The 21,214-nt window shown below is 72.7% G+C and carries 21 protein-coding genes; 14 read left to right on the forward strand and 7 right to left on the reverse strand.

Features of this window, described 5'->3' with window-relative positions:
• Positions 1–6: 6 nt before the first annotated feature.
• Complete coding sequence (locus AB0L00_RS36420; protein ID WP_364441914.1) at positions 7–1,419, forward strand: sugar porter family MFS transporter; 1,413 nt, start codon at positions 7–9, stop codon at positions 1,417–1,419.
• Positions 1,420–1,485: 66 nt separating this feature from the next.
• Here AB0L00_RS36420 and AB0L00_RS36425 read toward each other — a convergent pair whose 3' ends face one another.
• A complete protein-coding gene (locus AB0L00_RS36425; RefSeq protein WP_364441915.1) occupies positions 1,486–1,959 on the reverse strand; it encodes a RidA family protein in 474 nt (157 codons plus the stop codon).
• Between the two features lie 76 nt (positions 1,960–2,035).
• Between AB0L00_RS36425 and AB0L00_RS36430 the strand changes: the two genes are divergently transcribed.
• Positions 2,036–2,824 carry an IclR family transcriptional regulator gene (locus tag AB0L00_RS36430; RefSeq protein WP_364441916.1) on the forward strand — a complete coding sequence of 263 codons (789 nt, stop codon included), beginning with the start codon at positions 2,036–2,038 and terminating at the stop codon, positions 2,822–2,824.
• A complete protein-coding gene (locus AB0L00_RS36435) occupies positions 2,821–3,570 on the forward strand; it encodes an alpha/beta fold hydrolase (RefSeq protein WP_364441918.1) in 750 nt (249 codons plus the stop codon). The genes AB0L00_RS36430 and AB0L00_RS36435 overlap by 4 nt, the downstream gene beginning before the upstream one ends.
• A gap of 41 nt (positions 3,571–3,611) precedes the next feature.
• Here the strand turns inward: AB0L00_RS36435 and AB0L00_RS36440 are convergent, their stop codons facing one another.
• Positions 3,612–4,985, reverse strand: coding sequence for a glutamine synthetase family protein (locus AB0L00_RS36440; protein WP_364441919.1), 1,374 nt, complete (start codon positions 4,983–4,985; stop codon positions 3,612–3,614).
• Positions 4,986–5,012: 27 nt separating this feature from the next.
• Positions 5,013–5,573 carry a TetR family transcriptional regulator gene (locus AB0L00_RS36445; RefSeq protein WP_364441920.1) on the reverse strand — a complete coding sequence of 187 codons (561 nt, stop codon included), beginning with the start codon at positions 5,571–5,573 and terminating at the stop codon, positions 5,013–5,015.
• A gap of 102 nt (positions 5,574–5,675) precedes the next feature.
• Between AB0L00_RS36445 and AB0L00_RS36450 the strand changes: the two genes are divergently transcribed.
• The gene (locus AB0L00_RS36450; RefSeq protein WP_364441921.1) at positions 5,676–6,812 is read left to right on the forward strand and encodes an FAD-dependent oxidoreductase; all 1,137 of its coding nucleotides are present in this window, start codon (positions 5,676–5,678) and stop codon (positions 6,810–6,812) included.
• Between the two features lie 136 nt (positions 6,813–6,948).
• Here AB0L00_RS36450 and AB0L00_RS36455 read toward each other — a convergent pair whose 3' ends face one another.
• Positions 6,949–8,181 (reverse strand): hypothetical protein, encoded by a 1,233-nt coding sequence (locus AB0L00_RS36455; protein ID WP_364441922.1) that lies wholly within the window; start codon positions 8,179–8,181, stop codon positions 6,949–6,951.
• Between the two features lie 41 nt (positions 8,182–8,222).
• Entirely contained in the window at positions 8,223–9,194 is a 972-nt protein-coding gene (locus AB0L00_RS36460) for an Lrp/AsnC family transcriptional regulator (protein ID WP_364441924.1), read from the reverse strand.
• A 112-nt stretch (positions 9,195–9,306) separates the two neighbouring features.
• On the opposite strand from AB0L00_RS36460, the gene AB0L00_RS36465 reads away from it, so the two are divergent.
• On the forward strand, positions 9,307–10,779 hold the full coding sequence (locus AB0L00_RS36465; protein WP_364441925.1) for an MFS transporter: 1,473 nt from the start codon (positions 9,307–9,309) through the stop codon (positions 10,777–10,779).
• A gap of 130 nt (positions 10,780–10,909) precedes the next feature.
• On the opposite strand, the gene AB0L00_RS36470 is transcribed toward AB0L00_RS36465, so the two are convergent.
• On the reverse strand, positions 10,910–11,548 hold the full coding sequence (locus AB0L00_RS36470) for a TIGR03085 family metal-binding protein (protein WP_364441927.1): 639 nt from the start codon (positions 11,546–11,548) through the stop codon (positions 10,910–10,912).
• Between the two features lie 110 nt (positions 11,549–11,658).
• Between AB0L00_RS36470 and AB0L00_RS36475 the strand changes: the two genes are divergently transcribed.
• From AB0L00_RS36475 to AB0L00_RS36485, 3 genes are all read left to right on the forward strand, one after another.
• Positions 11,659–13,449, forward strand: coding sequence for an ABC transporter ATP-binding protein (locus AB0L00_RS36475; protein WP_364441928.1), 1,791 nt, complete (start codon positions 11,659–11,661; stop codon positions 13,447–13,449).
• The gene (locus AB0L00_RS36480; RefSeq protein WP_364441929.1) at positions 13,446–15,221 is read left to right on the forward strand and encodes an ABC transporter ATP-binding protein; all 1,776 of its coding nucleotides are present in this window, start codon (positions 13,446–13,448) and stop codon (positions 15,219–15,221) included. The genes AB0L00_RS36475 and AB0L00_RS36480 overlap by 4 nt, the downstream gene beginning before the upstream one ends.
• Positions 15,222–15,508: 287 nt before the next feature.
• Positions 15,509–15,712: a cold-shock protein gene (locus AB0L00_RS36485; RefSeq protein WP_252799752.1), complete on the forward strand. Its 204-nt coding sequence runs from the start codon at positions 15,509–15,511 to the stop codon at positions 15,710–15,712.
• 16 nt (positions 15,713–15,728) lie between these two features.
• Here the strand turns inward: AB0L00_RS36485 and AB0L00_RS36490 are convergent, their stop codons facing one another.
• The gene (locus tag AB0L00_RS36490) at positions 15,729–16,280 is read right to left on the reverse strand and encodes a PadR family transcriptional regulator (protein ID WP_364441931.1); all 552 of its coding nucleotides are present in this window, start codon (positions 16,278–16,280) and stop codon (positions 15,729–15,731) included.
• A 122-nt stretch (positions 16,281–16,402) separates the two neighbouring features.
• Between AB0L00_RS36490 and AB0L00_RS36495 the strand changes: the two genes are divergently transcribed.
• From AB0L00_RS36495 to trpC, 6 genes are all read left to right on the forward strand, one after another.
• Positions 16,403–17,869 (forward strand): MDR family MFS transporter, encoded by a 1,467-nt coding sequence (locus tag AB0L00_RS36495; RefSeq protein ID WP_364441932.1) that lies wholly within the window; start codon positions 16,403–16,405, stop codon positions 17,867–17,869.
• A gap of 9 nt (positions 17,870–17,878) precedes the next feature.
• Positions 17,879–18,247, forward strand: a complete 369-nt coding sequence (gene hisI / locus AB0L00_RS36500; protein ID WP_364441934.1) for a phosphoribosyl-AMP cyclohydrolase — start codon at positions 17,879–17,881, stop codon at positions 18,245–18,247.
• The gene (locus AB0L00_RS36505; RefSeq protein WP_345365165.1) at positions 18,244–18,831 is read left to right on the forward strand and encodes a Trp biosynthesis-associated membrane protein; all 588 of its coding nucleotides are present in this window, start codon (positions 18,244–18,246) and stop codon (positions 18,829–18,831) included. Before hisI ends, AB0L00_RS36505 begins: the two co-directional genes overlap by 4 nt.
• A complete protein-coding gene (locus AB0L00_RS36510; protein WP_364441935.1) occupies positions 18,832–19,692 on the forward strand; it encodes a winged helix-turn-helix domain-containing protein in 861 nt (286 codons plus the stop codon).
• Between the two features lie 40 nt (positions 19,693–19,732).
• On the forward strand, positions 19,733–20,173 hold the full coding sequence (locus AB0L00_RS36515; RefSeq protein ID WP_364441936.1) for a DUF2752 domain-containing protein: 441 nt from the start codon (positions 19,733–19,735) through the stop codon (positions 20,171–20,173).
• Positions 20,174–20,392: 219 nt separating this feature from the next.
• The gene (trpC, locus tag AB0L00_RS36520; protein WP_364441937.1) at positions 20,393–21,199 is read left to right on the forward strand and encodes an indole-3-glycerol phosphate synthase TrpC; all 807 of its coding nucleotides are present in this window, start codon (positions 20,393–20,395) and stop codon (positions 21,197–21,199) included.
• Positions 21,200–21,214: the final 15 nt, after the last annotated feature.

Below are 21,214 nucleotides of genomic sequence, written 5' to 3' on the forward strand. Positions count from 1 at the left end.
ATCAACATGACCATTCAAGCTCCCGTCACCCGACAGGAACACAATCTCGCGCACGTGGTCTTCATCAGCGCGGCCGCCGCTCTCGGTGGGTTCCTGTTCGGGTATGACAGCGCCGTCATCAACGGGGCCGTGGACGGTATCAAGGGCCACTTCCACGTCGGGGCCGGCGTCACGGGCCTCATCGTCTCGTCGGCCCTGCTCGGGTCCGCCCTCGGCGCGGCGGTGGCCGGCAAGCTGGCCGACCAGCGGGGACGCCTCATCGTCATGCGGCTGTCCGCCTTGCTGTTCGTGATCAGCGCCTTCGGCTCGATGTTCCCGTTCGCCGACTGGGAGCTGGCCGGCTGGCGGATCATCGGCGGCATCGCGATCGGGATGGCTTCGGTGGTCTCCCCGACCTACATCGCCGAGATCGCGCCGCCCGCCTATCGCGGGCGACTGGCGTCCTTCCAGCAACTGGCGATCGTGCTCGGCATCGCCATCTCCCAGCTCGTCAACTTCGCGATCGCCTCGATGGCCGGCGGGGAGGTCCGGGGGCACCTGCTCGGTCTCGAGGCCTGGCAGTGGATGCTCGGCGTCGCGGCCCTGCCCGCCGTGATCTTCCTCGTGTTCGGGCTGATCATCCCCGAGTCGCCGCGCTACCTGATCGCCAGCAACCGGCTCAAGAAGGCCCGGCAGGTCCTCGCCGACGTCGAGGGCGAGGACATCGACCTGGACGCCCGGATCGAGGAGATCCAGGGAGTCCTGCGCTCGGAGCACAAGCCGTCACTGCGCGACCTGCGCGGGCCCGCGCTCGGCCTGCTGCCGATCGTCTGGATCGGCATCGCCCTGTCCGTCCTGCAGCAGTTCGTCGGCATCAACGTGATCTTCTACTACTCGGCGTCGCTGTGGCACTCGGTCGGCATCTCCCAGACCAACTCCCTGCTGATCAGCCTCTCCACCTCGATCATCAACATCGTCGGCACGCTGATCGCGATCCTGTTCGTCGACAGGATCGGCCGTAAGCCGCTCGCCCTGATCGGCTCCGTCGGCATGACGATCTCCCTGGCGATCATGGCCTGGGCGTTCAGCGCCGCGCAGAAGATGGGCGGCACCGACGTCCACATCCCGCACTCGCACGGCCTCGTCGCGCTGGTGGCCGCGCACACGTACGTGCTGTTCTTCGCGCTGTCGTGGGGCGTGGTCGTCTGGGTGATGCTCGGGGAGATCTTCCCGAACCGGATCCGGGCCGCGGCGATGGCGGTGGCCGTCGCGGCCCAGTGGATCGCCAACTGGCTGGTCACCGTGACCTTCCCGAGCCTGTCCGAATGGAGCCTGTCCGGCGCGTACGTCGGGTACTCGATCTTCGCGCTGCTGTCGGTCTTCTTCGTGGTCAGGTACCTGCACGAGACCAAGGGCAAGAAACTGGAGGAGATGGGCTGACCGCCCGGAGGGCCGAGCACCGAGGCCGGCCTCGGACGCCCACGGGAACCCATGCGACCCCGGTGGTCAGGCGATCTCCACGATCGCCTCCACCTCGACGGGCACCGCGAACGGGAGAGCGCAGACGCCGATTGCGGAGCGGGCGTGGCGTCCGGCATCACCCCACAGGTCGCAGATCAGGTCGCTGAAACCGTTCACGACGGCGGGCGCCTGTTCGAAGCCCGGGACGCAGTTCACGTATCCGGTGACCTTGATCCATCGCCGGACGCGTGTCAGCTCGCCGAACTCGCGCTTGAGCGACGCGAGGGCCGCGAGGGCGCACTGACGGGCGGCCGCCCGGCCCTCTTCCACGGTGAGGTCCGCGCCGACCTTGCCGCGGGCGAGGCGCTGGGGGCCGTCGGCCGGGCCATGCCCCGACAGGTACGCCAGCGCGCCCACGGCCGTGACGAATTCCAACCGCAGGGCGACGCCGGGAGGAGCGGCGATGGGGGAGGGGAGGGCCTCTCCGAGCTCGGAGAGGCGTCGTTCGATCAGATCCACGCCGGGCAACCTAGCAAAATGAAACGACATTCCGAAAGATCTTGAATCTTGAAATGTCGTTCCATAACCTCGCCTCATGAGGTCACGCAACGATGGCGACGAGCAGCCGGTCCAGGCGGTCGCCCACGCTCTCGACGTCCTCGAGCTCCTCGCGGCGCAGGGGCCCCGGTCGCTCGGCCGCATCGCCGACGCGTGCGGGCGATCGAAGGCGACCACGCATCGGCTGCTCGCCACCCTGGTGACGCGCGGCTACGCCGAGCAGGACTCCGAGACGGGCCTGTACCGTGCCGGTCTGCGCTGCGTGGAGCTCGGCATGAGCGTCCTGGCGGGAGTGCGGCTGAGCGACGTCGCCCGGCCGCACCTGGAGGAGCTGAACACGGCCACCGGCGAGGTCGTCCACCTTTGCGTGTACGACCGGGGCGAGGTCGTCTACCTCGCCAAGCTGGACTCCCGGCTGCCGGTCGCGCCCCAGTCCCGGGTGGGGGCCCGCGCCCCGGCGCACTGCGTGGCGCCCGGCCGGGCCCTCCTCGCCTACCAGCCGCCCGCCGAGTTGGCGCGCGTCGCGGACGCCGGACTGCGGCGCTACACCGAGAACACGATCACCGAGCCCGAACGGCTGGCCGAGGAACTGACGCGAGTGCGCGAACGGGGACACGCGATCAACGAGTCGTCGTGGCGTCCCGGCGTGTGCGGGGTCGGCGCCGTCATCCGTGACTACACCGGCACGGCCGTCGCCGCGGTCGGCTGCTGCGTGCCCGAAGCCCGCTTCGGAGCCGCGCGCCGGCGCGAGCTGGCCGCGGCCGTCACGGCGGCCGCGGCCCGGATCTCGGCCGATCTCGGGCACGCCGAGGCGGTGACCGGATGACCTCCCGCCTCTTCGCCGAGGTGATCGGCCCGCACTCCGGCGAGGCACCGGTCCTGCTGCTGCACAGTCTCGGCCTCGACCACACGATGTGGCATCCCTGCGCGCCGTTCCTGGCCCCCGACCGGCGCCTGCTCCTCGCCGACCTGCCGGGTCACGGCCGGTCCCCGGCCAGCGCCGAGCTCGCCGCGCTGCTCGACGACGCCGGTCCCGCCATGGTCCACGTGGTGGGCGTGTCCCTCGGCGGGAACGAGGCGCTCGCGCTGGCCGCAGGGCACCCCGGTCGTGTCCGGTCCGTGACGGCCTCGGGATCGTTCGCGTTCCTCGACGCGCCCGAGCGTGTCACGAAGCTCGCCGCGACGGTCGAGCGCGCGTCCGCGCAGGGCATGGCCGCGTTCGCCGACGCCTACATCCGCGAGACGCTCGCACCCGAGGCCCGGACGTCGGCCGGACCACGGTTGCGCGAGGTCCTGGCCGGAACCCCGCTGGAGGCGTACACGACCGCCGCCCGCCGCTGTTTCGGCACCGACCTGCGCCCGCTCCTGCCCGAGGTCCGCTGCCCGGTCCTGCTCCTCGTCGGAGAGCACGACACGAGGACACCCCGCTCCCACGCCGAGCGCATCGCCACCGGCCTTGCCCACGCGGAGATCCAGGAGATCCCCGGCGCCGGCCACCTCGCCAACGTCGACGCCCCGCGCCACTTCTCCGCCGCACTGCAGGCGTTCTGGTCTGAGGCCGATCACTGGTGATCACCGTCTGCAGAGCGCAGGGGATACCGGTGATCATCGGTCTAGAACTTGGTGAAGTGGTGGAAGCACTCGTAGTCCGCGTTGCTCCCCGCGAAGGCCTCGACGTCGGCGCGCTTGACGGCCAGGTAGGCGGCGCCGCGCAGCGGGCCGAGGGCCGTCATGAGCAGGTCGTCGGCCGCCAGGGCGTCGAGCGCCTCGCCGAGGGATGACGGCAGGCGGGGCGGGCGGTCGGCCTCGGGGAGGGTGTCGGGGTCCACGTCGACGGCCGCGCCGGGCTCGGTCTTGGACCGGATGCCGTCCAGCCCGGCGTGGATGACCGCCCCGAGCGACAGGTACGGGTTGGCGGACGAGTCCGACGGCTTCAGCTCCAGGTTGGTGCTCTCCTCGGCCGCGTCGCGCATCGGCGAGCAGATCCGCACGGCGGCCTCGCGGTTGTCCGAGCCGTAACAGGCGTACGCGCTCGCCCACGACCGGGGCGTGAGGCGGCGGAAGCCGTTGACGGTCCCGGAGGTGAGCGCGGTCAGGGCCGGCAGGTGCGCGAGGAGCCCGCCGATGAACCAGCGGCCCTCGTTCGACAGCCCGTACGCGCCGGCCGGGTCGTGGAAGACGTTGCGATCGCCGGACCACAGCGACAGGTGCAGGTGGCAGCCGTTGCCCGGCTGGTCGGGGATCGGCTTGGGCGCGAGCGAGGCCCAGAGTCCCTGCCGCATCGCCACGGCCCGTACGGTCTCGCGGTAGAGCACGTGGTTGTCGGCGGCGCGCAGGGGCGGGGCGGGCCGGATGGACATCTCCTGCTGCCCGTGCCCGAGTTCGGGGTGGTAATGCTCCACGCGCATGCCCTGGGCCTCCAGGGCGCGCAGCAGTTCGACCGCGAAGTCGTGCGCGGCGTGGAAGCCCGTGGCGGAGTAGCAGAGGCTGTCGTCGATCGGGACGAGCCGGTCCGGGCCCTGGTCGGTCGGCGTCCGGCGGCCCAGCGTGAACTCCGGCTCGAACGCCGCGAGGACTGAGAAGCCGACGTCCGCGAGCTCGGCGACGGCCTGTTTGAGGAAGGTTCGCGGGCACGCCGCCCACGGCCGGCCGTCGGGCTGGACGAGGTCCGACAGCATCGCGGCGGAGCCGGGGGCGTACGGGAGCGGCGTGAAGGTCGAGGGGTCGGCCAGGATGCGGACCTCGCCGACGGGGCCCAGGCCCTCGACCGGCTGCAGCGTGTCGAGCATGGTCATCGCCATCATGGCGACGGTGTGGCCGATCCCCGTGTGGAGCCGCTCGGCGGTCCGCGGCCCGGCCGCGGACTTGCCGCGGATGATGCCGCCGTGGTCCGCGTACAGGAACCGGACGAGGTCGATGCGGCCGGTTTCGACCCGTTCCGCCACGTGTGCGGCCACCTGGTCGTCCCGCCTTCTGCTGGCGCCCATGTCTATGGCGTAACACGGGCCGTCCCGCTAGGCCAGAGGCGCGCCGATGTACCGCTGAACCGTCGGGGCCAGATAGGCGACGAGCGTCTCGGCGTCGAGGGCGGCCATGGGCGGCAGCCGCAGGATGTAACGGCACAGCGCGACGCCCAGCACCTGGCCGGCGACGAGGGCGGCCCGGGTGGGGCCGTCCTCGACGGTCGGGCCGAGTGCCGTCGCGACCTGGGTGGCGAAGATCGTGCGCATGCGCTCGGCGGCGCTCTCGTTCGTGACCGCGGACCGTAGGAGCACGGTCAGCACCTCACCGGCCCCCGGGCCCTCCCACAGCCCCAGGAAGTGCCGTACGAAGACCTCACCGACCCGGTCCGGGGGCAGGGCGGCCAGATCCGGAAGCCGCAGGTCCACGTCGACCGCGGCGGCGAACAGGCCCTCCTTGGACCCGTAGTAGCGGATGACCATCGAGGGATCGATCTCCGCGTCGGCGGCGATGGCGCGAACGGTCGCCCGCTCGTAGCCGTCGGCGGCGAAGCGGCGGCGAGCGGCGGCGAGGATCGCGGCCCGGGTCTCCTCGGAGCGAGCGGTGAAAGCCATGCCATCAAGTGTAGGCCAACGACCGTTGGCAAATGCCGTGCCGCGGGTTACTCTTCTGTCAACGGCCGTTGGCCATCATCTGTTGACTTCCCGGAGGTCACCATGCCGAAGCTTCCCGACACCGCCGAGGTCGCCGTCGTCGGCGCCGGCCCCACCGGCCTGGCCCTGGCCGCGTCACTGGTCGACCGGGGGAAGGACGTCGTGCTGCTGGACAAGGCGGCCGAGGGGGCGAACACCTCCCGCGCCGCCGTGGTGCACGCCCGGACCCTCGAGGTCCTCGAGCCCCTGAAGGTCACCGGCGAGCTCGTCGAGCGCGGAGTGATCGTCCCGACGTTCACGGTCCGGGACCGGGACCGGACGCTCATGAGGGTCGACTTCGGCGGGCTGCCCACCGCACACCCCTACACGCTCATGGTCCCGCAGAGCACCACCGAGGAGGTCCTGCTCCGGCGCCTGCGGACGCTCGGCGGCGAGGTCCACCGGGGCCGGGAGGTGACCGCGGTCACGGGCGACGCAGACGGCGCCACCATTCGGCTGGCCGACGGGGCGACGGTCCGGGCGCGCCACGTCGTCGGCGCGGACGGCATGCACAGCGTCGTCCGCGAGCAGGCCGGCATCGGCTTCACGGGCGACACCTACCCGCAGTCGTTCGTCCTCGCCGACGTCCACCTCGAGTGGGGCCTGCCGGACGACGAGGTCCAACTGTTCTTCTCCCCGGACGGGCTGGTCGTCGTCGCGCCGCTGCCGGGGGGCCGGCACCGGGTCGTCGCGACCGTCGACGACGCCCCCGAGCACCCGGACGCCGCCGACGTGCGCGACCTGCTCGGCGCCCGGGGCCCGCGCGCCACCCCGGCGCGCGTCCACGACGTCGTGTGGAGCTCACGGTTCCGGGTGCACCACCGGATCGCCGACCACTACCGGGCCGGGCGGATCCTCCTCGCCGGGGACGCCGCCCACGTGCACAGCCCGGCCGGCGGGCAGGGGATGAACACCGGCATCCAGGACGCGGTGGACCTGGCCCGCCGGCTCGCCGACGGCACCGAGGACGGCTATGAGGACGCGCGGCGTCCGGTGGCCGCCGGCGTCGTGGCGATGACCGACCGGATGACCCGCGCCGCCACCGCCGGCGGACCCGCCGCCCGCGCGGTGCGCAACACCCTTCTGACGGTGGCCGGCCACAACGCGGCGGTGCGGCGCGGGCTGGCGATGCGGCTGTCCGAGCTCGCGGTGGACCGCTGAGCGCGCCGTGTCACCCAGCGCTGGAAGGCGCCACGGGAGGCCGGCCGCGGCGCGCTCGGACCGGCTGCGGCCGGCTCCGGCGGCTCCGGCGGCTCCGGCGGCTCCGGGATCGCCGTGGCTCCGGGATCGCCGCGGCTCAGTTCAGCCGGGCGGCGGACAGGCGTTCGCCGGCCGCGGCTCGGACGGCGGGCTCCTCGGCGTCCTCGTGGCGGAGCCGGCGCAGCCGGGCCCGGGTCGCGCCGTCGAGGGGCACCGCCTCGGCGGCGATGCGGCGCACCCCGCCCTCACAGTCCCACAGGGCCTCCACGAGGTACGGCTCCGCGACGTGCGGGTCGATCTTGGTGAGCGCGCCGAGCAGGTTGGCGCGCAGCTGGGATGCGGCGCTCTCCTCCCAGCCGTACAGCAGCAGCGGGATCGCGGGCCGTGCGCGCAGGCGGCCGAGCCCGTCGGCGGGCACCGCGGCCAGGTCCCAGTCCTCCTCGTCCAGGGCGTCCTCGAGGGACTCGAGGAGCGGCGGGGTGTCGGACTCCGTCCCGTGCGCGGCCAGCACGTCGATGCCGACGTCCTGGTAGGACCGTCGCTCGGCGGTCCACAGCCGGGCGCGGCCCAGCGCGGCGGGGCCAAGGTCGCGTACGGCCCGGCACAGGGGGCCGTCGTGGGCGCCGCCGGGCAGGAGCTCCTCGGCCAGGTCGAGGACCAGAGCACTGCGGCGGCGGCCGAGTTCGAGGATGGCGGCGGTGGTGGCGGTGTCGTCCGCGCGGACGAGGGCCGCCAGGTCGGCGTCGGAGCGGCCGGTGAGCGAGGGTCTCGGCTCGTGCGGGCGGGGCTCGGGTCTGCGGGCGGCGGCGATCCGGGGTTGGCGGCGGGCCCACATCTGCGTCACGGCACCGTCCACCCCGCACAGCCACGCGAGGGAGCGGTCGTCGCAGCGGGCGGCCGCGACCTCGTCGAGCCCTTCCGCCAGGGCGGGGTCGTCGAGCTCCACCAGGGCCTGCAGGGCCGTGTACCAGTTCGCGCCCTCGGCGGCGTACCGGCGCAGCGGCACGGCGGCCTCACGCCGGCCGAGGTGGACGAGCTGGGACAGGACGTCGAGCGCCAGGTTGGTGCGGTCGGGCTCGGCGTCCAGCGGATCCATAGGATCGAATATGTGTTCGACTATGGGGCCGATCTCCAGCTCCAGGTCGAGGATCAGTCGGGCGTAATACAGGCCGCGGGCCTCGAGGGTGTCCCATCGAGGGTCGCGGCTCACGCAGTCGTAGATCAGCTCGCGCGCGCCGGGCAGGCCGGCGGCACGGCGTGCGGCGCAGCCACGGCCGCGCTGCAGGCGGCCGTGCAGTGACTCCGCCGGGTGAATGACGATGGGTTCCACCGTTGCAGGATGCGCACTCGACCACAAACCGGGCAAGCCAATTACGGAAGCAAGGTCGCGCCCGCCCGTTTCAGCGTACGGATCACCGGCGCGGTCTCCACGTCGCGGACGCCCTCCAGCGAGCCGACCTGCTCGGTCAGGTACCGGTAGAGGTGGTTCGGGTCCCGGCACGTGAGGGCGACCATCAGGTTGGTCGGGCCGGTGGTGGCCCCCGCGAACGCGACCTCGGGATGCTCGGCCATCGCCTCGCCGACGGCGACCAGCTTCGACGGCTGGACCGACACCCACAGCCGCGCCTCGACGTGGTGGCCGAAGACCTCCGACGGCATGTCGATGTCGTAGAACAGCACGCCGGCGCGGCGGAGCTGGTCCATGCGCCGCCGGACCGTGGACTCCGACCACCCGGTGACGGCGGCCAGTTCGGCGTGGCCGGTGCGTCCGTCGACGGACAGCGCGCCCAGCAGCGCGTAATCGGCCTCGCTCAGATCCACCGGCTCGTCGTCCGGTTCGGGCAGGTCCGGCCGCAGGCGCTCGGCCTGCTCGGGGGAGAGGGACCGCAGGCCCGCCCAGCCGATCGTCCCGCCGACGAACAGGTGAAGGATCGCGTGCGCGGTGACCGACGAGACCCGGCTCGTGCGCGGCAGCTTCTGCAGCAGCAGGTCGTCGCGTTCCTCCAGCGTTCGGGTCCGCGTGCCGCAGGTGATCTCGGTTCCGCCGGAGAGCAGGTGGACCCAGGAGGTGTCCGGGCGGCGGGCGAGCGCGGTGGCGACCGCGCCGGCCGCGTCGGGAGTGGCCCGGAGGCGGATGGCCCAGGAGACCAGGCCGACGCGGCCGCCGTCGATGGCTCCGACGACGCGCAGCGTCCCCGCCGTACGGAGCCGCCGGTAGCGGCGGGCGATCGTCTGGTCGGAGACCCCGAGCACCTCGGCGATCTTGCTGAACGGGGCCCGGCCGTCGATCTGCAGCGCGTGGACGAGATCGCGGTCCAGCGCGTCGAGTGTGCGGGATTCCACCGCAGAAGAGTAACCCGCGTCGATAAACGCCAGTCGGCAGCTTCTGGCTGGAGAGTTCCGTCCCTCCCGGCGAAGGTGGAGGCCTCACCATGAAACCGGAAGGAATCCCCTCATGCGTAAATGGTGGCCGCTCGTCGCGGTCTGTCTCGGGGCCTTCATGCTGCTCGTGGACGTCACGATCGTGACGGTCGCGCTCCCCGGCATGGCCAAGAGCCTCGACGCGTCGTTCTCGGCCCTGCAGTGGGTGCTGGACATCTACGCGCTGGCCCTGGCCGCGCTCCTGCTGGGCGCCGGCTCGGTCGCGGACCTGTTCGGGGCGCGCCGGGTCTACCTCGTGGGCCTGGTGCTGTTCGCCGCCGCCTCGCTCGCCTGCGGGCTGGCGTCGAACGCGGCGACCCTCATCGCCGCGCGCGGCGTGCAGGGCGTGGGCGGCGCGGCCATGTTCACGACGACCCTCGCCCTCCTGAACAGCACCTACCAGGGTCGGGACCGGGGTGTCGCGTTCGGCGTGTGGGGCGCCGTCAACGGCCTGGCCGCGGCCGGCGGCCCGATCCTCGGCGGCCTGCTCACCCAGCACGTGAACTGGCGGTCCATCTTCCTGGTCAACCTGCCGATCACCGTCGTCACGATCGTGCTCACGCTCGCCGTCGTCAAGGAGTCCCGGCGCGCCGGCCAGGCGCGGATCGACCTGCCGGGGATGGCGTCCTTCACCGCCTGCGCCGGCACGCTCACCTACGGGCTCATCCGGGCGGGCGACGACGGCTTCACCGCCACCGTGCCGCTCACGATGTTCGCCCTGGCCGCCGTCACCCTGGCCGTCTTCGTCGTGGTGGAGACGCGGACCCGGCACCCGCTGCTCGATCTCGGCCTGTTCCGCAACCGGTCGTTCGTCGCCGTGCTCGTCGGCGGCGCTCTCCTGATGGCCTCGGCGTTCGCCTGTCTCGCCTTCACCTCCCTGTGGCTGCAGGGCGCCCTGGGCCTCGGGCCGGTACGGGCCGGGGCGGCCCTCATCCCGCTCGCCCTGGCGTCCTTCGTCGTCTCCGCCGCCGGGGCGCGGCTCCTGCACGGCGTCTCGCCCCGGCTGAGCATCGGGATCGGGCTGCTGCTGATCGGCATCGGTTCGGGCCTGCAGGCGGTCCTGGACGCCGGGTCCTCCTCGACCGCGATCATGCCGGGACTGATCGTCGGCGGCGTGGGCGTCGGACTGGCCATCCCCGTGCTGTCGGCGGCGGTGATGAGCGCGGTCCCGCCCGAGCGCGGCGGGATGGCCGGCGGCGCCCTGAACACGTTCCGGCAGCTCGGCTACGCCCTCGGCATCGCCGTGCTCGGCATCGTCTTCCGCGGCCGGATCGAGCACGTGCTGACCGGCCACGTGGCCGACCCGCACGCGATGGCCGGCGCGGCGAGCGGTGGACAGGCCCCCCGGCTGCCGATCGTCCGCGCGGCCGTCGCCTCCGGGTTGAACGAGGTCTACGCCGTCTCGGCGGTGCTGGGCATCGCCGCGGGGATCATCGTGTTCGCGCTCGTGCGGTCGCCGCGGCGGACCGTACGGCCGCAGCCGCAGCCGGAGAAGGCCGCGGCCTGACCGGACCTCCGGCGCGAAGAGGCCGCGGCCGGCCCCGTTGGGAGAAGGCCGCGGCCTGACCGGAGCCCCGGCGTGAGAGGCCGCGTCCGGACCGGAGCCCCGGCAGCCGGACCCGATCCGGCGGGTGCGGTCACAGGCGCCAGCGGCCCTGGTTCAGGACGTTGATCGCCTCGGCCTCGCCCGTCAGCTCGACCCGCGCGGCGTCCTTGCGGCCCAGGGCCCACAGCGTCAGCTCACTCGGCTCACCGTGTACCCGGACCAGCCGGCCGCCCTTGGTGACGCGCTGGGTGCGGCCGTCCGGATCCACGAAGGTGACCTCCACGGGCAGCCGCCGCAGGACGAACCGGGCCATCCGCAGCCGCCGCCACAACTGCTCCTCGAAGGCCACGGGCAGCTCGCGCGGTTCCCAGCCCTCCCCGGCGCGGCGGACGTCCTCGTGGTGCACGAAGTACTCGGTGGTGTTCGCCGCGGCGTCGACCGCGCCGAGCGCGAACGGCGACCAGGCCGGCGGCCCGGCCCGGAAGCGCGCCACGAGGTCGGCGTACGGCGTGGCGTCGCGGATCCCGAGCCGTACCTTCTCGGTGTAGCCCGCCAGCAGCGGGATCATGATGCCCGGCGCGGCGTCGGGCCGGTGCTCCCGGACGACGAGGTGGGCGGCCAGGTCCGCGGCGGTCCAGCCCTGGCAGAGGGTGGGTGCCTCGGGACCGGCGTCGATCAGCGCGTCACTGAGGGCGTGGCGCTCGGCGCGCGCCCAGTTCTCGTTCGCCATCCAGCGATCGTAGGCCCGCCCCTCCCGGCATGGAATAACCCGTCGCCCTCGCGTGATAGGGATTATCGGCCCCACAATCTGCCACGAGAGGGGACTTTGTGTCACAAAAAGTGACATCGGACATCCTAAAAAAGGGCGCGGCCGTCCTCTGGGTCGCCGCCCGGGCCGAGCCGCGTCTCCTCACGGCCGCCGTGCTCAGCAGCGGGCTGTACGCGGCGATGACCGTGGGCAGCGCCTGGGTCCTCGGCCGGGTCACCCAGGACGTCGTCCTGCCGGCCTTCCGCGACGGCCGCACCACCACGGGCGCGCTCGTCCTCGGCAGCCTGGCGATCGTCGGCGTGGCCCTGCTGAAGGCGCTCGGCGTCGCGGGACGGCGCCTGTACGCCGGGATGGTGCAGTACAACATGCAGGCGGCCTACCGGCGCGCGGTCACCCGCCAGTACCTCCGGCTGCCCCTGGCCTGGCACCAGCGACACCCCACCGGCCGGCTCCTGTCGAACGCCAACGCCGACGTCGAGGCCGCCTGGGCCCCCCTCGCCCCGCTGCCCATGGCGCTCGGGGTCGTGCTGATGCTGATCATCGCCGCGATCGCGATCCTCACCACCGACCTGGTCGTCGCGATCGTCGGCTTCCTCGTCTTCCCGGCGATCGCCGGCCTGAACGTGATCTACCAGCGGCGGCTGGCCCCCGTCGCCGCGCACGCGCAGCGCCTGCGGGCGGGCGTCAGCGAGGTCGCGCACGAGAGCTTCGAAGGCGCGCTGGTCGTCAAGACCCTCGGCCGGGAGGCGGACGAGACCGAGCGCTTCGCCGCCGTCGCGGCGGAGCTGCGCGACGCGAACGTGGCGGTCGGCCGCATCCGCGGGTTGTTCGACCCCGTCCTGGAGGCCCTGCCGAACCTCGGCGTGCTCGCCGTCCTGCTCGTCGGGTCGATCCGGTTGCGGTCCGGCGCGATGTCGCCTGGCGACCTGGTGCACGTCGCGTACCTGTTCACCCTGCTGGCCTTCCCGATCCGCGCGCTGGGCTGGGTCCTGGCCGAGGTGCCGCGCAGCGTCGTCGGCTGGGAACGCGTGCAGGACGTCCTGCAGGCCACCGGCTCCCTCCCGTACGGCGACCGGTCCGTCGACACGGCGGGCCCCGCGCGCCTGGAGGCGCGCGACGTGCGGTTCGGCTACACCGACGACGACGTCCTGCACGACGTCTCCTTCGCCGCCGAGCCCGGCCGTACGATCGCGGTCGTCGGCCCCACCGGATCAGGCAAGTCCACGCTCACGAACCTGCTCGTCCGCCTCGTCGACCCGGCCGGCGGGCAGGTCCTGCTCGACGGCGTCGACGCGAGGGACGTCGAGCGGCACGGCATGTCGGCGACGACGGCGCTCGTGCCGCAACAGGCGTTCCTGTTCGACGACACCGTGCGCGGCAACGTGACGCTCGGCCTGGACGTGCCGGACGACGACGTGTGGGAGGCGCTCCGGCTGGCCCAGGCCGACGGGTTCGTCTCCGCGCTCGCCGACGGCCTGGACACCCACGTGGGGGAGCGCGGCACCACACTGTCCGGCGGGCAGCGGCAGCGGCTCGCGCTGGCCCGCGCCCTGGTCCGGCGCCCGCGGCTGCTCGTGCTCGACGACGCGACGTCCAGCGTCGACCCCCAGGTGGAGGCCCGCATCCTCGACGGGCTGCGCGACTCGGCCGCCACCGTCGTGGTCGTGGCCTACCGGAAGGCGACCATCGAGCTGGCCGACGACGTCGTCTACATCGAACGCGGCCGCGTCGTCGCCCAGGGCCCCCACAAGGAACTGCTGGAACGGTCCGCCGGATACCGGGATCTCGTCACGGCCTACGAGCGCGCCGCCGACGAGGCCGTACCGGACGAGGACGAAGAGAACGAGGAGGCGGTCGCGTGACGGCCCTCGAGAGCCGCCCGGCGTCCGGGCTCGCCACCCTGCGCCGGGGGCTTCGGCTCACCCCGGAGTTCCGGCGCGGCATCGTGGGAACACTGCTGCTGGCGCTGGTGGCCACCGTCGGGCGCATCGTCGTCCCGGTGGCCGTGCAGCAGACGCTCGACCGGGGCCTGCGCGCCCACGGCGGGCCCGACATCGGCTTCATCCGCACCGCGGTCCTCGTGTGCGCCGGCGCCGTCGTCCTGACGGCCGTCGCGGCGTACCTGATGAACGTCCGCCTGTACCGCACCAGCGAGAGCGGTCTGGCGGCACTGCGCGTCCGCGCCTTCCGGCACGTGCACGACCTGTCGATGCTGACCCAGAGCGGCGAGCGGCGCGGGTCGCTGGTCTCCCGCGTCACCAGCGACGTCGACCAGATGAGCCAGTTCATGCAGTACGGCGGCCTGATGATCATCATCGCGGGCGGCCAGCTCGTCGTGGCGACCGTGCTCATGGCCGTCTACTCCTGGCCGCTCACGCTGCTCGTCTGGGTCGTCTTCCTACCGCTGACGTACGCGCTGCGCGTCTTCCAGCGCTGGCTGTCGAAGGCGTACGGCGCCGTGCGCGAGCGGGTCGGCGACATGCTGTCGGCGGTGGGCGAGTCGGTCGTCGGCGCGTCCGTGATCCGCGCGTACGGTGCCGAGGAGCGCACCGAGCGGCGGATCGACGAGTCCGTCGGCGCGTACCGCGACGCGCAGGTACGGGCGCAGAATCTCGTCGCCCTGACCTTCCCCTCGACCGAGCTGGCCTCGGCGGTCGCCACCGCCGGCGTCGTCGTGGCCGGCACGGCGCTGGGGATCGGGGGCCACCTCACCGCCGGGGAGCTGGTGGCGTTCCTGTTCCTCGTCACCCTGTTCGTCAGCCCCCTGCAGGTCGCCACCGAGGTCCTCAACGACGCCCAGAACGCCATCGCGGGCTGGCGGCGGGTGCTCGGCGTGCTGGACACGACGCCGGACGTCGCCGACCCCGGCCCGGCGGGGACCGTACTGCCCAGGGGCGCGATCGACGTGCGGTTCGAGGACGTGTCCTTCGCCTATCCCGGCGGGCCGACCGTGCTGCACGACGTGTCCGTGCGCATCGCCCCGGGCTCCCGGATCGCGGTCGTGGGGGAGACCGGCTCGGGCAAGACCACCTTCGCCAAGCTGCTCACCCGGATGATGGACCCGGCGTCGGGGCGGGTGCTGGTCGACGGAGTGCCGCTGACCGAGGTGCGGTTCTCCTCGCTGCGGGAGCGGATCGTGATGGTCCCGCAGGACGGCTTCCTGTTCGACGCGTCCCTGGCCGACAACCTCCGGTTCGGGCGGCCCGAGGCGTCCGAGGAGGACATCCGCGGGGCGCTGACCGAACTCGGCCTGGGCGACTGGCTGGCCGGCCTGCCCGAGGGGCTGGCGACCCCGGTCGGGCAGCGCGGCGAGTCGTTGTCGGCGGGGGAGCGGCAGCTCGTGGCGCTGGCCCGGGCGTACCTGGCCGACCCGGACCTGCTGGTGCTGGACGAGGCGACCTCCGCCGTCGACCCCGCCACCGAGGTGCGCCTGCAGCGGGCCATCGAGAGCGTCACCCGCGGCCGTACCGCCGTCTCGATCGCCCACCGGCTGTCCACCGCCGAGGCGGCCGACGAGGTCCTCGTCTTCGATCAGGGACATCTCGTTCAGCGCGGGCCGCATGCCGCGTTGGTGGCCGAATCCGGACGATATGCCGAGTTGTACGCGTCCTGGGCGGCACAGTTGAAGATTTGATTTGCCGGACTCCCGCGCCGTTCTCGCCGGTCGGAGGTGGGTTGCCGCGAGAACGGCGGGGAATATCGACGGTGGAAAACAGTCTTTCGCACCGGGGCGTGTGACAGAGCACCGAACTTGGTAAACTCAAACCGGTTGTTGTCGTAGTTCCACGTTCGTTTGCCAGACGCCCGCGGACCGATGACTGGCGGGCGTGTTCTTGCTTCTTCAAGGGCCTGCGCACACCCGCGGCAACCACAAAGTGACCCACGACGTGTGGGTTTTGTTTGTCCGGCAAGGAGTTAGGCATGGCCCAGGGCACCGTGAAGTGGTTCAACGCCGACAAGGGGTTCGGCTTCATCGCCATTGACGGCGGTGGTCCGGACGTCTTCGTCCACTACTCGGCGATCGCCACCAACGGATACCGTACGCTCGAGGACAATCAGCGCGTGGAGTTCGAGGTCGTCCAGGGCGACCGCGGCCCGCAGGCGGACCAGGTCCGTCCGCTGTAGTACCGAAAACGTTCGGTCAAAGTTCACCCGTCGGGGTCCGTGCCGTTTCGGTACGGGCCTCTTCGCTTTTTTGGAGCCGCTCGATCGCCCAGAGCGCCCACTCGCGCGACGCGGCCAAGTGCCGAAGGCCCCTTTCAAGGGCATAACGCCCAAAACTGGACTCGCCGACGTCGCAGAGCAGTGTTTCCAGTTCGGCTCTCCTCGCCTCGACGTGGCGCAACTCCTCCCGCAGCAGGTCGAGAGCCTCTTCTCGGGGGAGCAGGGGAATCAGGAAGGCTCGTAGCGCCCCCTCATTGCGCACGCGCTGTTCGGGCTTGGTCTCGAGCAGCCACCGGTGCAGTTCTCTCTCGCCGGCCTCGGTGATGGAGTAGGTCTTGCGGCCGCGCGATCCCTCCGACTCCACCTGCAGCAGCCCGTCCGCCGCCATGCGGTTCAACTCGGGATAGATCTGGCTGTGGCTCGCCTGCCAGACATAGGCGAGCGACCCCTCGAACCGCTTGGTCAGGTCATAGCCGCTGGCCGGCCCGCCCGCCTCGATCAGTGCCAGCAGTGCTGCGCGCAGTGACATCCGCCCAGGATAGCCCGATGTCGACATGTCGCAGCCAAACATGTTGAAGTTGACATGTCGGATCTTACATGTTGGTATCGACGCGTTGATCGAACGTGGGAGAAGGGATCGAGATGTCGGCCATGACGAGCACCGCGCCGCCGGACACGGCGCGCGGGCCCAAGACGGGTCTGCTGATCGTCGCCGTCCTCGGCGGCATGTTCCTGGCGATGCTGGACCAGACGATCGTCGGCACCTCGCTGCCCCGGATCGTCGCGGACCTGCGCGGCGAGGACCTCTACACCTGGGTCGTCACGGCGTACCTGCTGACCTCGACGATCACCGTTCCGCTGTACGGGCGGCTGTCCGACGTGCACGGCCGCAAGCCGCTCCTGCTGATCGGGGTCACCGTCTTCCTCGCCGGCTCCGCGCTGTGCGCGGCGGCGCAGAACATGCCCGAGCTCATCGCCTTCCGCGCCGTCCAGGGCCTCGGCGCCGGTGCGCTCATCCCGCTCTCGCTCGCGCTGGTCGCCGACCTGTTCCCGCCACAGAACTCCGGTCGCATCCAGGGCGCGGTCGGCGGCGTCATGGCCCTCAGCTACGTCGCGGGCCCCTACCTCGGCGGCCTGCTCACCGAGCGGGCGAACTGGCGCTGGGTCTTCCTGGTCAACCTGCCGGTCGGCGTGGTCGTCCTCGCGGTGATCGCCCTGCGCCTGCCCCACCGGCGCCGCGAGCGCGTCCCCGCCCGGCCCGACTACCTCGGGATCGCGGTCTTCGCCGCCGCGATCGGGCTGCTGCTGTACGGCCTGACCGAGAAGGGCCGCTCCACGGCCGCCGGCGCCACCCACGCGTGGACGAGCGGAACCGTCGCCGCGCCGATCGCCGCCTCGATCGTCCTGCTCGTCGTGTTCGTCCTCGTCGAACGGCGCGCCGCCGAGCCGATCGTGCCGCTCGGCCTGTTCCGCAACCGCACCTACACGGCGGCCAACGTCGGATCGTTCTTCACGGCCTTCGGCATGTACGCGGCCATCATCTTTCTGCCGCGCTACTTCCAGAGTGTGCACGGCGACAGCGCCAGCACCTCCGGCCTGAAGGTCTACCCGCTGATGCTCGGCATGCTGGCCGGCAGCTTCGTCACCGGCGCGCTGATCAGCCGGACCAGGCGGTACAAGCCCTGGCTGATCGCGGCCCCCGCCCTGCTCGCCGCCGGATCGCTCCTGTGCGCGGGCATCGGCGTCCACACCGGCGTCTGGGTCCTGGCCGGCTGGATGGCGCTGATCGGGCTTGGCATCGGGCCGATGCTGTCCGGACTCACCATCGCCGTGCAGAACGCCGTCGAACCGGAGCACATCGGCACCGCCACCAGCAAGATCACCTTCTTCCGGCAGGTCGGCGGGTCGGTCGCCCTGGCGATCGCCGGCACCGCGTACGCCTCCCACGTGCGCGCCGCCGCCCCCGCGCACGGCCTGGCCACCGCGTCGGCGTCCGCGACCGCGACCGTGATCCCGTGGCTCGGCGCGGCCGGCGCCGCCATCGCGCTGGTGGTCTTCGCCCTGATGCCCGAGTCCCCGCTGCGGCGCCTCGCCCCCTCCGCCCCCACGGTCGAGTGAGGCGGCACAATGGATGTCATGTCCTTGGACCCCAAGATCGCCGATCGTCTCAAGCGGACCGAAGACGGGCTCGTCCCGGCCATCGCCCAGCAGTACGACACGGGCGAGGTACTCATGCTGGCCTGGATGGACGACGAGGCCCTGCACCGCACGCTGACCACCGGCCGCGCCACCTACTGGTCGCGCAGCCGTAAGGAGTACTGGGTGAAGGGGGAGTCCTCCGGTCACCAGCAGTGGGTCAAGGAGGTCGCCCTCGACTGCGACGGCGACGCCCTCCTTGTCAAGGTCGACCAGGTCGGGGCCGCCTGCCACACCGGGGACCGCACCTGCTGGGACGCCGACCGCCTCGACCCGGTCGTGGGAGAGCGTCCCCAGTGACCACCCGCCGCGAACTCGCCGCCGCCGCGCTGCTCGGCGCGGTGGGCGCGGGGCTCGCCGCCGGGTTCACCGGCCGGACCTGGGCGACCGTCACCGTACGCGGTGGCCCGGAGCTCGTGCCGTCGCTGCAGCACCTCACCGGGAGGTCGCTGAGCGGCGGCATCGCCGCTCTCGGCCTGGTCGGCCTCGCCGGGATCGCCGCGCTGCTCGCCACGCGCGGCTGGGCGCGGACGGCCGTGGGCGTGCTGCTGACCGGCTTCGGCGTGCTCATCGCCGTGCTGTCGCCGCTGGCCGTCCGCCACGCGCGGGTGGTGTCCGCCGCCGCCGACCGGACCAACCTCACCCGGCTGACCGGCGACCTGTCCGTGCACGTGAGCGGCTGGTGGATCGTCGCGATGGCGGGCGGGATCCTGCTGGCCGCCGCCGGGCTCCTCACCGTCGTACGCGGCCGGCGCTGGCCCGGCATGTCCGCCCGCTACGACCGGCCGGGCACCGCCCCGCGCACGAGCGACGACCCCGCCTCGCTGTGGAAGTCGCTCGACCGCGGCGACGACCCCACCCGCGACGAGTTCCAGGAGCACTGATTGAGCGGGCGCGCCCCGGCCGGACCGGCCGGCGAGGGGGCCGCGCCGGACGCCCGCTTGAGCGGGCGGGCCCTGACCGGACGGGCCGGCGAGGGGACCGCTCCGGACCCCCGAGCCCCGCGCTCGCGGTGGCGACCGCCGTCGAACACCCCGCCGGGACCGGCCGGGGCCGACGGCGCGCCGGGCGCCCGCGTGCCGCGTCCGCGGCCGGGAGCCGGATCGGGCGCGACGGCCCGCGCCACCGTGCTGGTGGTCGAGCACGATCCGGGCGTCGCCGACCTCATCCGGCTCTACCTCACCCGCGAGGGATACCGCGTCCGGCTCGTCGGCGACCCGGACGCGGCCGCCGGACTCGCCCGTACGCTGCGACCCGACGCGATCGTCCTCGACCTGACCACGGGCGTGTACCGGGACGTCGCGGAGGCCGCCGGCCCGGCGGTCGTCGTGTCCGTGGTGCCGCCGGGCATGACGGCGCCCGGCGGGCACACCGTGCCGCGCCCGTTCAGCCCCCGGGTGCTCCTGGCCACGCTCGGCCGCGCCCTGCGGGGCCACCGGGCCGCCGCGCCACGGGACGACGTCCTGCGGGCCGGGAACGTCGTGCTGGACCCGGGCGCCCGTTCGGTCACCGTGGCGGGGGTGCCCAAGGCGCTGACCGCCGTGGAGTTCGAGCTGCTGGCGTTCCTGATGGGCCATCCGGGGCGGGTCTTCGGCCGTGACCAGCTCCTCGTCGCCGTGTGGGGGAACACCGAGGCCGCCGGCGTCCGCACCGTCGACGTCCACATCGCCCAGCTGCGCGCCAAGCTGGGCGCCGGCAGCCCGCTGCGCACCGTACGCGGCGTCGGCTATGTCGCCGATGTCTGAGCCGCCGACCCCGCGACCCGTCCGGCCGTACGCTGAGAGTGTGACAGTGGGACGCTTCGAGAGCCCGCCGCTGACGCGGGCGGGTCACCGCAGAGCGCGCTGGTCGCCGTACGCCGTGCTGGCCGGGGTGATCGGCGCGGCCGGCTACGTCACGATGGTCGATCCCAACCATCCGGGGCACTACCCGACCTGCCCCTTCCTCGCGGTGACCGGGTACTACTGCCCCGGCTGCGGGACGCTGCGCATGATCCACGCGATCGGCCGCGGGCATCTGACCGAGGCGTTCGGCCGCAACCCGCTGGCCTTCGCCACACTGCCATTCCTGGCTTACCTCTGGGTCAGATGGGTGTCGGCGGCGCGGAAGGGACGGCCGGTGCGGTCCAGAGTCCTCCACCCGGCCGTGATCATCGGGTTCACCGTGGTCATCCTGGTGTACTGGGTCGTCCGGAATCTCCCTGCCGGACGTGCCCTGGCGCCGTGATCTTCCACCCCGGCAAGGCGCATCGCACCGGCGGGGCTACGATCGAGACACACGACCGTCCGGCAGGGGGGATCGTTGCGTGAGTGAGCTCGTGCGACAGGGCTCTACGCGGCGGCGGTGCGGACGTCCGGCGAGCGATCAGCGGGGAGGGCACATGGGCGACCGGTTCGGCAGAGCGGCGTCGCGGACGCCTTCCATGAGAGCGGGGAAGGTGGGCTCGTGAGCGTGCTCGACGAGATCCTGGACGGCGTCCGGGCAGATCTTGCGGAGCGGCAGGAGGCCGTATCGCTCGACGCGCTCAAGCGGATGGCCACCCACGCCCCATCGCCGCGCAACGCGATCGGCGCACTGCGTGGCCAGGGCGTCGCGGTGATCGCCGAGGTCAAGCGGTGCAGCCCCTCGAAGGGCGCGCTCGCCGCGATCGCCGACCCGGCCGCGCTCGCCGCCGACTACGAGGCCGGCGGCGCCGCCGTGATCAGCGTGCTGACCGAGCGTCGCCGCTTCGGCGGCAGCATCGACGACCTGGCCGCGGTCCGCAACCGCGTCGACATCCCGGTGCTGCGCAAGGACTTCGTCGTCTCCTCCTATCAGCTCTGGGAGGCGCGGGCGTACGGCGCCGACCTCGTGCTGCTGATCGTGGCCGCGCTCGAGCAGCAGGCACTGATCTCCCTGATCGAGCGGGCCGAGTCGATCGGGCTCACCCCGCTCGTCGAGGTGCACACCGAGGAGGAGCTGGAGCGCGCGCTGGACGCGAACGCGAAGGTCATCGGCGTCAACGCCCGTGACCTGACCACGCTGCGCGTCGACCGCGGCACCTTCGCCCGGATCGCGCCGCAGATCCCCGACGGCATCGTCAAGATCGCCGAGTCCGGTGTGCGCGGGCCGCACGACCTCCTGGCCTACGCCTCCTCCGGGGCCGACGCCGTCCTCGTCGGGGAGAGCCTCGTCATCGGCAAGGACCCGCGCTCGGCGGTGTCCGACCTCGTCGCCGCCGGGGCGCACCCGGCGCTGCGCCAGGGCAAGTAGGCGGCGGAGCAAGTA

Source organism: Actinoallomurus sp. NPDC052308, assembly GCF_040679195.1.
Classification (GTDB): Bacteria; Actinomycetota; Actinomycetes; order Streptosporangiales; family Streptosporangiaceae; genus Actinoallomurus; species Actinoallomurus liliacearum.